The sequence below is a fragment of the Saccharopolyspora sp. NPDC002578 genome (assembly GCF_053592695.1).
The window spans coordinates 1-13350 of sequence record NZ_JBSFWJ010000110.1 but is presented as its reverse complement, the minus strand read 5'-3'; the positions used below and the strand labels follow the sequence as shown (position 1 = coordinate 13350).

General features: G+C 70.8%; 12 protein-coding genes. 8 read left to right on the top strand and 4 right to left on the bottom strand.

Translation table 11 applies throughout. The features are described from left to right. From ACWD38_RS28730 to ACWD38_RS28720, 3 genes are all read left to right on the top strand, one after another. On the top strand, positions 1 to 1328 hold a 1328-nt coding region (locus ACWD38_RS28730), incomplete at its 5' end, for an alpha/beta hydrolase (RefSeq protein WP_450125314.1). Between the two features lie 146 nt (positions 1329 to 1474). Then, positions 1475 to 1753 carry an Lrp/AsnC family transcriptional regulator gene (locus ACWD38_RS28725; protein WP_450125313.1) on the top strand — a complete coding sequence of 93 codons (279 nt, stop codon included), beginning with the start codon at positions 1475 to 1477 and terminating at the stop codon, positions 1751 to 1753. A 147-nt stretch (positions 1754 to 1900) separates the two neighbouring features. Then, positions 1901 to 3487, top strand: a complete 1587-nt coding sequence (locus tag ACWD38_RS28720; protein ID WP_450125312.1) for an alpha/beta hydrolase — start codon at positions 1901 to 1903, stop codon at positions 3485 to 3487. A 15-nt stretch (positions 3488 to 3502) separates the two neighbouring features. On the opposite strand, the gene trpD is transcribed toward ACWD38_RS28720, so the two are convergent. From trpD to ACWD38_RS28705, 3 genes are all read right to left on the bottom strand, one after another. Next, positions 3503 to 4534, bottom strand: a complete 1032-nt coding sequence (trpD, locus tag ACWD38_RS28715) for an anthranilate phosphoribosyltransferase (RefSeq protein WP_184484885.1) — start codon at positions 4532 to 4534, stop codon at positions 3503 to 3505. Between the two features lie 27 nt (positions 4535 to 4561). Continuing rightward, positions 4562 to 4972 carry a response regulator gene (locus ACWD38_RS28710; protein WP_184477893.1) on the bottom strand — a complete coding sequence of 137 codons (411 nt, stop codon included), beginning with the start codon at positions 4970 to 4972 and terminating at the stop codon, positions 4562 to 4564. Between the two features lie 149 nt (positions 4973 to 5121). Continuing rightward, positions 5122 to 5487: a hypothetical protein gene (locus ACWD38_RS28705; RefSeq protein WP_450125311.1), complete on the bottom strand. Its 366-nt coding sequence runs from the start codon at positions 5485 to 5487 to the stop codon at positions 5122 to 5124. Positions 5488 to 5659: 172 nt separating this feature from the next. Here ACWD38_RS28705 and ctaE point away from each other — a divergent pair, with 172 nt between their 5' ends. The 4 genes from ctaE (at position 5660) to qcrB (ending at position 9942) form a co-directional block, all read left to right on the top strand. Further along, a complete protein-coding gene (gene ctaE, locus ACWD38_RS28700) occupies positions 5660 to 6271 on the top strand; it encodes an aa3-type cytochrome oxidase subunit III (RefSeq protein WP_184477894.1) in 612 nt (203 codons plus the stop codon). A 64-nt stretch (positions 6272 to 6335) separates the two neighbouring features. Beyond that, positions 6336 to 7139, top strand: a complete 804-nt coding sequence (gene qcrC / locus ACWD38_RS28695) for a cytochrome bc1 complex diheme cytochrome c subunit (RefSeq protein ID WP_184477895.1) — start codon at positions 6336 to 6338, stop codon at positions 7137 to 7139. Continuing rightward, entirely contained in the window at positions 7136 to 8281 is a 1146-nt protein-coding gene (gene qcrA / locus ACWD38_RS28690; RefSeq protein ID WP_184477896.1) for a cytochrome bc1 complex Rieske iron-sulfur subunit, read from the top strand. The genes qcrC and qcrA overlap by 4 nt, the downstream gene beginning before the upstream one ends. Beyond that, on the top strand, positions 8278 to 9942 hold the full coding sequence (gene qcrB / locus ACWD38_RS28685; RefSeq protein WP_450125310.1) for a cytochrome bc1 complex cytochrome b subunit: 1665 nt from the start codon (positions 8278 to 8280) through the stop codon (positions 9940 to 9942). Before qcrA ends, qcrB begins: the two co-directional genes overlap by 4 nt. A 63-nt stretch (positions 9943 to 10005) precedes the next feature. Here the strand turns inward: qcrB and ACWD38_RS28680 are convergent, their stop codons facing one another. After that, on the bottom strand, positions 10006 to 11733 hold the full coding sequence (locus ACWD38_RS28680) for a DEDD exonuclease domain-containing protein (protein WP_184477898.1): 1728 nt from the start codon (positions 11731 to 11733) through the stop codon (positions 10006 to 10008). Between the two features lie 125 nt (positions 11734 to 11858). Here ACWD38_RS28680 and ACWD38_RS28675 point away from each other — a divergent pair, with 125 nt between their 5' ends. Next, positions 11859 to 13202: an NYN domain-containing protein gene (locus ACWD38_RS28675; RefSeq protein ID WP_450125309.1), complete on the top strand. Its 1344-nt coding sequence runs from the start codon at positions 11859 to 11861 to the stop codon at positions 13200 to 13202. Positions 13203 to 13350 lie beyond the last annotated feature (148 nt).

Here is a 13350-nt window from a genome sequence, read left to right as displayed (position 1 = left end):
CTGCGGTGGATCAGGAGCGGAAGCTCGGGACGATCTTCTACAACCCTGGTGGTCCGGGCGGTAGCGGGCGGATCGCTCCGGCGTTGACTCCTGAGTTGCATGAGCGGTTCGACATCGTCGGTTTCGATCCGCGTGGTGTCGGTGACAGCACCGGGTTGAGCTGCTTCACCGAGCCCGGTGACGGTTTCCACGAGGTGGGCTCCTTCCCGGTGACTCCCGAGCAGGAACGGGTCACGGTCGAGGACACCGCACGTGGAGTCGAGCAGTGCGCCCGGAACGCGGGGCCGCTGCTGCAGCACACCTCGACGGCGAACGTCGCTCGGGATCTCGACCTGCTGCGCGAGGCGGTGGGGGAGGAGCGGCTGGACTACTACGGCATCTCCTACGGCAGTCACCTCGGCACCGTGTACGCGAACCTGTTCCCGGAACGGGTCGGCTCGGTCGCGATCGACGCGGTGCTCGACCCGATCGAGTGGACCACCGGATACCGCCCGGACGAGGCCTTCGACCCGTTCAGCTACCGGTTGGGCAGCTACGGCGGTGCCCAGCAGGCGCTGCGCACGTTCCTCGACGCGTGCGCCGCCGATGAGCGGTGCGCCTTCCGGGAACCGGGGACCGACCTGCTCGGCAAGTACGACGCGCTGCTCGACCGGCTGCTGGCCCAGCCGGTCACGATCACCCAGCCCGACGGGACTCCGCTGGAGATCACCTACCAGGCGGCCACGACCAGCACGTTGGGCGCGCTCTACAGCGCCTCGACCTCGCCCCGGCTCGCCGAGTTCCTGCAGCAGCTGCACGAGCTCTCGCTGCCCGGTGCCGCTGCCGCACCGGCGCCGGTCGTCTCGGTACCGCCTGCTCCGCAAGGCTGGGCGGGCGCCCTGCGAACGGAGCAGGGGCTCAGCGTGATGTGCAACGACAGCAGCAATCCGGGCAACCCGTGGGTGTGGTCGGACTACGCGCGGCGCGCCGACGAGGTCGGGCGCGGTTTCGGCTCGTACTGGACGTACCTGTCGCTGGGCTGCGCGAACTGGCCCGGCGGATCCGACGCGGACCGCTACACCGGGCCGTGGGATCGGGAGAACTCGGCTCCGGTGCTGGTCATCGGCAACCGGCAGGGCGATCCGGCCACCCCCTACGACGACGCGCGGAAGGTGTCCGAGCTGCTCTCCGACGCGCGGCTGCTCACGCTCGACTCGTTCGGGCACGGCGCCCGCGGGGAGAGCGCCTGCATCGACGGGGCGTTGAACGCGTACTTCGCCGACGGCGCGCTGCCCGCCGAGGGCACGATCTGCCAGCCGGACCGGGGCCCCTTCGACCCGGTGCCCTGACCAGCCCGGACGTGATGCGGCGGCCCGCTCGACCCGACCGGTCGGGCGGGCCGTGCGGTCGCGGTGCGTTGGCGGGAAGCACCTGTTCCGAGGAGCTTAGGATTCGAGGGCCGGAGCAACGCAGTCCCGCAGCCAGGAGGCTCTTCGTGATCACCGCGATCGTGCTCATCCAGACCGTCGCCGACCGACTCACCGAGGCGGCGCAGGAGGTCGCCGACATCGACGGCGTCGCCGAGGTCTACTCGTGCGCGGGCGACGTCGACCTGATCGCGATCCTGCGGGTCACGAACCACGAGGACATCGCGGAGATCGTCCCGGGCCGGATCAACAAGGTCGCCGGGGTGCTCGACACCGACACCCACATCGCGTTCCGCTCGTACTCCAGCCAGGACACCGAGGCCACCTTCTCCCTCGGCCTGGAATGAGGCCGTCCGGCGTTCGGGTGATCCCCTCCGGGTGAACCTGCGCGGAGCCCGCCGGTTTTCCGCCGCGTACCCCTGATTCCAGGGACGGCGCGCTGATCCCCTGCCCTACCTTCCGGCCGACGGATACCACGGGGGATTGGCCGGGACATGTCATCACGCATCGCCGTTGCACCGCGCGGAACGATCGCGCTCGTCGCAGCGCTGCTCGCGGGTTCGCTGCTGCCGTTCGCCGCCGGGCGGTCCGAAGCCGAGCAGAGCAGCGGAACCCTGCGCACCGGTGGCGCGGACGTCCCGGTGCTGAACTGGAGTCCGTGTGCTGATGCGCCTGGTTATGAGTGCGCTACTGCTGAGGTGCCGTTGTCGTATCGGGATCCGTCGGGGCAGCGGATTCGGTTGGCGGTGGGGAAGTTGCCTGCGGTGGATCAGGAGCGGAAGCTCGGGACGATCTTCTACAACCCTGGTGGTCCGGGCGGTAGCGGGCGGATCGCTCCGGCGTTGACTCCTGAGCTGCATGAGCGGTTCGACATCGTCGGTTTCGATCCGCGTGGTGTCGGCGACAGCACCGGGTTGAGCTGCTTCACCGACCCCGCCGACGGCTTCCAGCACGAGCACACCTTCCCGGTCACCCCGGAGCAGGAACGGGTTCAGGTCACCGACACCGCGCGCGCGGTCGAGCAGTGCGGGCGCAACGCGGGGCCGTTGGCGGGGCACACCTCGACGGCGAACGTCGCTCGGGATCTCGACCTGCTGCGGCAGGCGGTGGGGGAGGACCGGCTGGACTACTACGGCATCTCCTACGGCAGTCACCTCGGCACCGTGTACGCGAACCTGTTCCCGGAACGGGTCGGCTCGGTCGCGATCGACGCGGTGCTCGACCCGATCGAGTGGACCACCGGATACCGCCCGGAAGAAGCGTTCCAGCCGTTCAGCTACCGGTTGGGCGCCGAGGAGGGCGCTCAACGGGCGCTGCGCACGTTCCTCGGCGCGTGCGCGGCGGATGAGCGCTGCGCCTTCCGGGAACCCGGCACCGATCTGCTCGGCAAGTACGACGCCTTGCTCGACCGGGTGCTCGCGCGGCCGGTCAGCGCCACCGCGCCCGACGGGACTCCGCTGGAGATCACCTACCAGGTCGCGGTGCGCGGCACCCTGAGCGCGCTGCACACCGCCGGGTCCGCCGCGGACCTCGGCGAGTTCCTGCAGGTGCTGCACGCGCGATCGCTGCCCGGCGTCGAGCCCGGACCACCGCCCGTCGTCGAGGTGCCCGAACCGCCCAAACGACCGGGTCGCAAACCGGAGCAGGGGCTCAGCGTGATGTGCAACGACAGCAGCAATCCCGGTGACCCGTGGGTGTGGCCGGACTACGCGAGGCGGGCAGACGAGGCCGGGCGCGGCTTCGGCGCCTACTCGACGTACCTGTCGCTGGGGTGCGCCACCTGGCCCGGCGGTTCGGATCCGGACCGCTACACGGGCCCGTGGGACCGGGAGACGGCCGGGCCGGTGCTGGTCATCGGCAACCGGCAGGGTGATCCGTCCACGCCGTACGACGACGCGCAGAAGGTGTCGGAGCTGCTGTCCGACGCGCGGCTGCTCACGCTCGACTCGTTCGGGCACGGCGCCCGAGGGAAGAGCGCCTGCATCGACGCCGCGCTGACCGCCTACTTCGGTTCCGGGGCGTTGCCCGCCGAGGGCGCCGTCTGCCGGCCGGACCGAGCCCCGTTCGACCCGGCGCCGTGACCGGTCACCGCGGAGCTACCGCTGCCAGCGGAACGCGGCCCAGCGGGACAGCAGGTCCGCGGCGGCACCGGAGTCGAGCGCCTGCGCGGCCTTGTCCAGCCCGGTGCGCAACTGCGCGGTCAGGTCCGAGCCGATGCCGTCGTAGGCGGCGAGGGCACCTGCGGTGTTGAGCACCACGGCATCCCGCACCGGGCCCCGCTCACCCGCCAGCAGCGTGCGCACCACCTCGGCGTTCACCTCGGCATCGCCGCCCTGCAGGGCTTCCGCGGTGGTGCGGGGGATGCCGAGGTCCTCCGGAACGATGCACTCCTGGCGGACCTGCCCGTCACCGACGACCCAGGCCGTGGTGGTCGAGGTCGTGGTGATCTCGTCCATGCCGTCGTCGCCGGCCACCAGCAGCACCGAGTTGCCGCGCGCCGCGAACACCTCCGCCATCACCGGGGCCATCCGCTTGTCCGCGCAGCCGATCAGGCCGCTGCTCGGGCGCGCCGGGTTCGTCAGCGGGCCCAGGAGGTTGAACGCGGTGGGGATGCCGATCTCCCGGCGCGGGCCGGCGGCGAACTTCATCGCCGGGTGGAACACCGGTGCGAAGCAGAATCCGATGCCGACCTCGTCGACGCACGCCCGCACGCCCTCCGGCGGCAGGTCGATCGTGACGCCCAGCGTCTCCAGCACGTCCGCGGTCCCGCACTTGGACGAGGCCGCCCGGTTGCCGTGCTTGACGACGGTCGCGCCGCAGGCGGCGAGCACGATCGCGGTCATCGTGGAGATGTTCACGCTGCCCGACCGGTCACCGCCGGTGCCGACGACGTCGACCGCCCGGCGGCCGACGTCCAGCGGCAGCGAGTGGGTGAGCATCGTGTCGGCCATGCCGCGCACCTCGGCCGCGGTCTCGCCCTTCGCGCGCAGCGCCACGACGAACGCGGCGACGCGCGCCGGAGTGGCCGCGCCGGTCATCACCAGGTCCATCGCCCAGGCGGTGTCGCTCGCGGACAGGTCGTTGCCCGCGACGAGGTGCCCTAGGAGTTTCGGCCAGGTGCCCGACATGGTGCCCACGATTGTTCTCCGGGTGGTTCAGGCCCGCACCGCGGATGGCACTGCGGTGCGGAGCAGTTCTGCGACGGTTTCAGCGGACGACAGCGGGTCCAGCGGGTGCACGAGCACCGCGTCGGCCTGCGACCAGGTCGCCAGCCACCGGTCGTCGCGGCGGCGCACGGTGAGCACGATCGGCGGGCAGTTCGAGATCTCGTTCTTCAACTGCCGCGAGACGCCCATGCCGCCGGTGGGCTGGGCCTCGCCGTCGAGCACCACCAGGTCGGCGTGGCCGGCGTCGAGTTCGCTGAGCACGTCCGCGACGTTGCCCGCCTCGACGTAGGTCACCCTGGCCAGGTCCGGTGAAGGCCGCCTGCCGATCGCGTTGATGATCGATTCGCGAACTTCGGGCCGGTGGCTGAACACCAGGATCGTGGTCGTCGATGTGCTCATCAGCTGCTCCTCGCTGGCTAGGCGGTCGGCTCACGGCGTTGTGGTGACTCGGCCCGACGACGAGAGGGTGCCCTCGATGACGGTGATCTCCGGATGCTAGCGGCTGAACAGGCGTGAGCAGTAGCCGCCACGGATCAGCGCCCCGGTGATCAGCCCGGACCGCTCTGCAGCGCGACCCAGCCGACGGCCCTGCCGTGCAGCCGCTGCGCGAGTCCGGCCATCCGGGAGCTCTCCTGTGAGCAATGCAACGCGTCGAGTTTCTGCACACGCTCCGCGAACAGCGCCTGCTCACCGGCGGCGGGCTCCGCGCCGAACGGGACGGATCCCTCGCCCGTATCGGGGCGCAGCCGCCAGTCGTCCTGTTCGAGCAGCTCAGCGGCCCTGCTGATCGATTCCGCCGGGAGCAGCAGGTGGTGGCGCAGCACCGCGGCGTCCTCCGGAGCCCACTGCGGCGAGCGCGCGAGCACGGCCGAGGCGGCCTCGGTCTCGTCGAACGCGCTGACCACCACGATCAACGCCGGATCGTTCCAGTCGGGTGCCGTGGGCCCCTGCCGGCCACGCCTTAACCCCAGATGGGACAAAAAACGGCGAAAATTAATCACAACGAGTTACCTCCAGGTCGCGATCTGATCACTGAAGCGCCACGCCCGGGACCCGAGGGCGCAGGGGGAAAACGCACGGGACATAATGCGTCGCGTGACAACGGCAGCGCCCTCAATCAGTCAACGCGTGCACTCGCTGAACCGCCCGAACATGGTCAGCGTCGGCACCATCGTTTGGTTGGCCAGCGAGCTGATGTTCTTCGCTGGACTCTTCGCCATGTTCTTCACGGTGAAGGCGCAGAACGAGGGTGCGTGGCCACCGCCGCCCAGCGAGCTGAACATCGCCTACGCACTCCCGTTCACGGTGATCCTGGTGGCGTCCTCGTTCACCTGCCAGTGGGGTGTGTTCGCGGCCGAGCGCGGCGACGTGTTCGGCCTCCGCCGCTGGTACGTGGTGACCCTGATCATGGGCACGATCTTCGTGCTGGGTCAGGCAGGCGAGTACTACACGCTGGTCGCCGCGCACCACACCACGATCGCCTCGTCGGCGTTCGGCACGGTGTTCTTCATGACGACCGGCTTCCACGGCCTGCACGTCATCGGCGGACTCATCGCCTTCGTGTTCCTGCTCATCCGCACCAAGCTGAGCAAGTTCACCCCGGCGCAGGCCATCGCAGCGATCGTCGTGTCCTACTACTGGCACTTCGTCGACATCGTGTGGATCGGTCTGTTCGCCGTGATCTACCTCGTTCCGTGATCCACCGGCCTCACCAGGGCCGCCACGAAACACCCCGAACCTGACAGCAAGGGTTGCCGCACTCATGACCACCATCAAGAAACGGAACCGCGCGGGATCCAAGTTCCGGCGCAGGCTCTCCGGTGTCCTCGCGCTCGGGATCGCCTTGGTCGGCGCGGGCGGGCTGTACACCGTCCTGACCCCCGAGCCGCAGACCGCGCACGCCGCGGCGGACCCGGCGCTGGTCAGGCAGGGCGAGCAGCTCTACAACAACGCGTGCATCAGCTGCCACGGCGCGAACCTGGGCGGTGTGAAGGACCGCGGGCCGAGCCTGGTCGGTGTCGGCGAGGCCGCCGTGCACTTCCAGGTCTCCTCCGGCCGCATGCCGATGGTCCGCCAGGAAGCCCAGGCGATCCGCAAGCCCGCGAAGTTCTCCCCCGAGGAGATCGACGCGATGTCCGCGTACGTGCAGACCTACGGCGGCGGCCCGGTGTCCCCGGACACCACCGGCGCGGCGGCGACGGGCGACTCGGCGCGCGGCGGCGAGCTGTTCCGCCTCAACTGCGCCTCCTGCCACAACTTCACCGGCCGCGGCATCGCGATGTCGTCCGGCAAGTTCGCGCCGAACCTGGACCCGGCCAGCGAGCAGCAGATCTACGAGGCGATGCTCACCGGCCCGCAGAACATGCCGAAGTTCTCCGACCGGCAGCTCACGCCGGAGGAGAAGAAGGACATCATCGCGTACGTCAAGTCCGTGACGGACAACAACAACAACCCCGGCGGTAGCTCCGTCGGCGGCTTCGGCCCCGCTTCGGAGAGCGTCATCGCCTGGGTCGTCGGACTCGGCGCGCTGATCGGCGTCACCCTGTGGATCGGAGCCAGGGCATGAGTGCAGAAGGCGGGCAGGCAAGCCCCAAGCGCGATTACACCGAGGCCGAACTGGCCGAGATGAGCCGCGACGAGAAGATGCGGCTGGGCTTGGCCCTCGACGACGTCGAGCTCGTCCACTACCAGGACCCGTTCCCGGTGGAGAACACCCGCGCGGAGCGCCGCGCCGAGCGGGCGGTCGCCGCCTGGTTCGTGCTCGCCGGCCTCTCCGCGATCGCGTTCATCGCGGTGTTCATCTTCTGGCCGTGGGCCTACGTCTCCCCGCAAGAGGGCGGCCAGGCGTACTTCCTCTACAACCTCTACACCCCGCTGATCGGGCTGTTCCTGGGGCTGTCGGTCGTCGCGCTGGGCGTGGGCGTGGTGCTCTACACCAAGAACCTCATCCCGCACGAGGTCGCGATCCAGCAGCGCCACGACGGGCACGGATCCGACGAGGTCGACAAGCAGACGGTCACCGCGATCCTCGCCGACACCGGTGTGCGCAGCGGTTTCGCCCGGCGCTCCATGATCCGCCGCACGCTCGGCTTCGGCGGGGCGGCGCTGGGCCTGGGCACCGGCGTGATCGCCATCGGCGGCTTCATCCGCGACCCGTGGGCCACCGAGGGACCCGACTCCCTCAAGCACACCGCGTGGATGAAGGAGAACGACGAGAAGGTCTACCTGCGGCGCGACACCGGCGACCCGCACGACGTGTCGCTGCTGCGCCCGGAGGACATCGACGCCGGTGGCTTCGAGACCGTCTTCCCGTTCCGCGAGTCCGACCGCGAGGACGAGCACAAGCTCGCCTCGGTGCTGCGCCGTAGCGACGCCCCGGTGATGTTGATCCGGCTCCGGCCGGGCAGCTCCCCGGTCAAGCGCAAGGGCCAGGAGAACTTCAACTACGGCGACTACTACGCTTACTCGAAGGTGTGCACCCACGTGGGCTGCCCGACCTCGCTGTTCGAGCAGCAGACCGGCCGCCTGCTCTGCCCCTGCCACCAGTCGCAGTTCGACGTGGTCAACACTTACGCCAAGCCGGTGTTCGGTCCGGCCACTCGTTCCCTGCCGCAACTACCGATCACGGTGGACGAAGAGGGATATTTCGTGGCCAAGCACGACTTCATCGAGCCGGTCGGCCCAGCGTACTGGGAGCGCAACTCATGAGTTCGATCACGACGCCCACCAAGCCGGAGAGCAAGCTCTACCGGCAGGCGGCAACTGCGGCCAACGAGGCCGACAGCCGGTACAACATGGCGCCCGGCATCCGGCGCCAGCTCAACAAGGTCTTCCCGACGCACTGGTCGTTCCTGCTCGGTGAGATCGCGCTCTACACCTTCATCATCCTGATCCTGACCGGGATCTACCTGTCGCTGTTCTTCGACCCCTCCATGGAGGAGGTCACCTACGACGGCGTGTTCCGGAACCTGCAGGACGTCGAGATGTCCAAGGCGTTCGCGAGCACCCTGGACATCTCGTTCGAGGTGCGCGGCGGTCTGTTCATCCGGCAGCTGCACCACTGGGCGGCGCTGCTGTTCGTGGCCGGGATGATGGCCCACATGTTCCGGATCTTCTTCACCGGTGCGTTCCGGCGCCCGCGTGAGGGGAACTGGGTCATCGGCTCGCTGCTGCTGATCCTGGGCATGTTCGAGGGCTTCTTCGGCTACTCCCTGCCGGACGACCTGCTCTCCGGTACCGGCGTCCGCGCCACCATGTCCGGCATCGTGCTGTCCATCCCGCTGATCGGGACCTGGATGCACTGGGCGCTGTTCGGCGGCGAGTTCCCGGGAATGGAGATCATCCCGAGGCTCTACATCCTGCACGTGCTGGTGCTGCCGGGGATCATGCTCGGCCTGGTCGCGGCGCACCTGGCGCTGGTCTGGTACCAGAAGCACACCCAGTTCCCGGGCGCCAAGCGCAAGGAGACGAACGTCGTCGGCATCCGCATCATGCCGACTTTCGCGCTCAAGGGCGGTGCGTTCTTCGCGCTGACCACCGGCATCCTGGCGATCATGGGCGGGGTGTTCCAGATCAACGCGATCTGGAACCTCGGGCCGTACCTCGGTTCGCAGGTCTCGGCGGCCTCGCAGCCGGACTGGTACCTGATGTGGGCGGACGGCATCCTGCGGATCTGGCCGGCCTGGGAGCTCTACATCGGGCCGTACACGGTGCCGCCGGTGTTCTTCTGCGGTGCGATCGGCATGGGCATCATGTTCACGCTGCTGATCGCCTACCCGATGATCGAGCGCAAGCTCAGCGGGGACAACGCGCACCACAACCTGCTGCAGCGTCCGCGGGACAACCCGGTACGCACCAGCCTCGGCATGATGGCGCTGTCCTTCTTCGCCGTGCTGATGATCTCCGGCATGAACGACGTGGTCGCGTTCGAGCTGAACATCTCGCTGAACGCGATGACGTGGGGCGGCCGGATCGGGCTGCTGCTCGCACCGCCGATCACGTACTACATCACCTACCGGGTGTGCCTGGGTCTGCAGCGGGCCGACCGCGAGGTGCTGGAGCACGGCGTGGAGACCGGCATCATCAAGCGGCTCCCGCACGGTGAGTTCATCGAGGTGCACCAGCCGCTCGGGCCGGTGGACTCGCACGGTCACCCGGAGGAGCTCGCCTACCAGGGCGCCGCGGTGCCGAAGAAGATGAACAAGCTCGGTGCCGCGGGCTCCCCGGTCGAGGGCAGCTGGCTCAAGCCGGACCCCGCCGAGGAGACCGAGGCCCTGGCCCGGACCCGGGCGGAGAACGAGCGCGCGGAGCACGAGGCGCGCGAGGACCGCGAACTGGTCTCCGGAAGGCCGCAGCAGCCTTCTGAGTGAGCCTGATCGTTCCGGAGCGGCCCGGTACCCCACAGGGGTGCCGGGCCGTTTCGCGTTCCGGGCTCAGTCCGCGGCGGGGTAGGGGGTCCGGGCCTGGGTGGCGCGCTCCAGCCAGGTGCGCCACGCGGCCGCAGAACCGGCCGGTTCGGCCCAGGGCGTCGCGCAGCGGACCAGGCGGGTGCCGCCGGTGGTGAGCCAGCGGTGCACGACGCGCACCTCGTCGGCGGGGGCGCCGCGCAGCGGTCCGGGCTCCGGCAGCACCGTCTCCGCAGCCGCCTGCAGCGCGTCCACGACCGGCATCGGCGGTGTCCCGCGCCGCGCGTTGCCCGCGGCGGCGAGCCTGCCGTGGCGCACCACGGCCAGCTGCCAGCCGCCCGCCCCGTCCGGGCGGGCCGCGACCAGTTCGGGCACCGCGGCCAGCGCGGCCCAGCGCTGCGCCTGGTCGAGCGCCCGCACCAGCCCGGCGAGCCGGTCGCGGGCCGCGGCGGCGTCCTCGAAGCGCTCCTCGGCGGCGAGCCGGTCGAGTTCCGCGTGCAGCCGCTCCAGGAGTCCGTGCTCCGCGTCCCGGCCGGCGGGGCCGCCGGAGATCACCTCCCGCACGGTGACGACCTGCGGCGCGTACTCTTCGACGCTCTGGTGCCCGGCGCACGGCGCCGCGCAGCGCCCGAGTTCGTACACCGCGCACGGACGCCCCGACGGGTTGCGCGCCGGGATGCGTTCGGTGCACCGGCGCAGCGTGGTGCCCGCCTGCAAGGTCTCCACGGCCTCCGCCGCGGCCGCCCGGGACCGGAAGGGGCCCAGCGCTCCGTCGCGGGCGCTGCGGACGATCGAGAGCCGCGGGAAGGCCTCCTCGGTGAGCACGACCCACCAGGTGCGCTTCGGGAACTTGGAGCGGCGGTTGTAGCGCGGCTGGTGCGCGCCGAGCAACCGCAGCTCCCGCACCTCGGCCTCCAGCGGGTGCGCGCACTCCACGTGGTCCACCCGCTGCGCGAGCCCGGCCATCTCCCGCACCCGGCCGCGGCGTTCCCCGGCGGTGAAGTACTGCCGCACCCGGCGGCGCAGGTCGGAGGCCGTGCCGACGTAGAGCACCTCGTCGTTCGGGCCGCGGAACAGGTAGACGCCGGGGGCGTTCGGCAGGTCGTCGGCCAGGCCGCGGTTGCGGCGCTGCTGCGGGGTCACGTCCGGCAGGTGCGCCAGCAGCTCCGGCACGGTCCGCACGCCCAGCGGTCCGAGGCGCTCCAGCAGCGCGTGCAGCACGTCGACGGTGGCGCGGGCGTCGTCGAGGGCGCGGTGCACCGGGGTGGTGCGGGCGTGCAGCACGCGGGCGAGGGTGCCGAGCTTGTGGTTCGGCGTCTCGTCCCGGCTCAGCACCCGGCGGGCGAGCTTCGCGGTGCACAGCACCTGCGGTTTCGGCCAGGTCAGCTCCAGCCGTTCGCAGTGTGCTCGCAGGAATCCGATGTCGAACGGAGCGTTGTGGGCGACCAGGACGCTGTCCCGGCTGAACTCCAGGAACGCGGGCAGCACCGAGTCGAAGCGCGGCGCCCCGTGCACCATGGCGCCGGTGATCCCGGTGATCGACACGACCATCGGCGGGATCTCGCAGCCGGGGTCGACGAGGGTGGCGAACTCACCGAGCACTTCGCCGCCGCGGACCTTCACCGCGCCGATCTCGGTCACGGCGTCGCGCTGCGCGCTGCCACCGGTCGTCTCCAGGTCGACGACGACGAACGTCGTCCGGTGCAGGGGGAGGTCGTCGTCGATCTCGTCGAAGGTCAGCTGCGCCCCGGTCATCGCGCGCACGCTACGGGCGGCCACCGACAACCTCCGGATCGGGTGAACGAGGAGCGGACGACTAGCCTGGTCCCGTGGTTCCGCCGACGTCGGGTGCCGATGCCCCGCGCTCCGAAGAGTCTGCTGTGGACAGTCCGCGGCAGGCGCCGAACGGCGCTCCGAGCGAGGTCTTCGAGCCCTGTCCGGCCGGTGACCCGGAGGAACTCCCCGCGCCGGTGCGGGCCAGGCTCGCCGAGCTGGGCGCGGAGGCGCTGGAGAGCATGCGTCCCTCGGACGTGCCGGTCCCGCTTCGCCCGGTGGTGCGGTTCGCACCCGCCAAACGGGCGAAGCTCGGGCAAGGGCCGTTGGTCGCGGCGCTGCGGGACGCCCCGGTGTTCCGCACGGCGGTCGTCGACTGGTGCCGCGAGCACCGCCCCGACGGGCTCGACGCGGCGAACTCCGACCCGGTGGTGGTCGCCGCGGCGGGCATCCTGCTCGGGACGCCGAACACGGAGCACTACGTGGAGCTCGTCGCGTTCCGCGTGGAACAGGGGAGGTTGCGCGGTGAGCGGGACTCCGCGCAGGCCCGAGCCCAGCGGCTGGCCGCTGAGACCGAGCGGTTGCAGCACGAACTCGCCGAGCTGCGGCGCGCGCAGGAGCAGGCTGGCGATGCGTCCGGCTCCGAAGCCGACCGGTTGCGCAAGCGCCTGCGCGAGCAGGGCCAGCGCCTCCGCGACGCCAAGGACGACGCGCAGGTGGCCCGCGCGGAGCTCACCGAAGCGCACCGGCTGGTGGAGACCGAGCTGTCGGACCTGCGCGCCCAGCGGGACCGCGAGCAGGTGAAGGCGCAGGAGGAGCGGGAACGCGCCCAGCGCGCCGCGGCCGAGGCGGAAGTGGCCCGGCAATCGGCCAGGGAGGCGCGGCAGGGCGACGAGGTCCGGATCTCGCTGCTGCTGGAGACCATGGAGGGCGCGCTCGGCGGGCTGCGCCGGGAACTGCGCGCCGGCGGGCACGGCCCGCGTCCGGCGGACGTGGTGCAGCGGGTGCGCACCGACTCCGGCGTCACCGGGCAGGTGGCGGACGCGGTGGCGCTGGACCGGCTGCTCGCGCTGCCCGCCGTGCACCTGATCGTCGACGGCTACAACGTGACCAAGACCGGCTACCCGGACCTGCCGCTGGCCGATCAGCGCAACCGCCTGGCGCACCAGCTGGCGGCGCTGGCGGCGCGCACCGGCGCGGAGGTGACGGTGGTGTTCGACGGTGCCGACGTGCTCGCGGTGCCCACCGCCGGGCCGCGCGGAGTGCGGGTGCTGTTCAGCGACCCCGGCGTGATCGCCGACGACGTGATCCGCTCGCTGGTGATCGCCGAGCCGCAGGGCAGGCAGCTGGTGGTGGCGACGTCGGACCGGGCGGTGGTGACCTCGGTGCGTCGCGCCGGTGCTTACGCGGTCGCGTCGGCCGTGCTGCTGGACCGCCTCAACCGAGTGTGAGTCGGTCTCTGCGTTCGGGGTCCTTTTGCATCGGGGTCGGTGGCGGAACCTCAGTCGGTCTCTCGCTGCGGGATCTTTTTCCCACGTCGGCGGCCACTCCGTCGGCGAGGTCGCGGCAGCGACAGGGCTCCGGACACGTGCGCCGCCG

What these genes read in the sequence shown, in the direction of transcription:
- qcrB (WP_450125310.1), top strand. Translation starts at nt 8,278, where the DNA reads ATGAGTTCGATCACGACGCCCACCAAGCCGGAGAGCAAGCTCTACCGG.
- ACWD38_RS28680 (WP_184477898.1), bottom strand. Translation starts at nt 11,733, where the DNA reads ATGACCGGGGCGCAGCTGACCTTCGACGAGATCGACGACGACCTCCCC.
- qcrC (WP_184477895.1), top strand. Translation starts at nt 6,336, where the DNA reads ATGACCACCATCAAGAAACGGAACCGCGCGGGATCCAAGTTCCGGCGC.
- ACWD38_RS28710 (WP_184477893.1), bottom strand. Translation starts at nt 4,972, where the DNA reads ATGAGCACATCGACGACCACGATCCTGGTGTTCAGCCACCGGCCCGAA.
- qcrA (WP_184477896.1), top strand. Translation starts at nt 7,136, where the DNA reads ATGAGTGCAGAAGGCGGGCAGGCAAGCCCCAAGCGCGATTACACCGAG.
- ctaE (WP_184477894.1), top strand. Translation starts at nt 5,660, where the DNA reads ATGCGTCGCGTGACAACGGCAGCGCCCTCAATCAGTCAACGCGTGCAC.
- trpD (WP_184484885.1), bottom strand. Translation starts at nt 4,534, where the DNA reads ATGTCGGGCACCTGGCCGAAACTCCTAGGGCACCTCGTCGCGGGCAAC.
- ACWD38_RS28720 (WP_450125312.1), top strand. Translation starts at nt 1,901, where the DNA reads ATGTCATCACGCATCGCCGTTGCACCGCGCGGAACGATCGCGCTCGTC.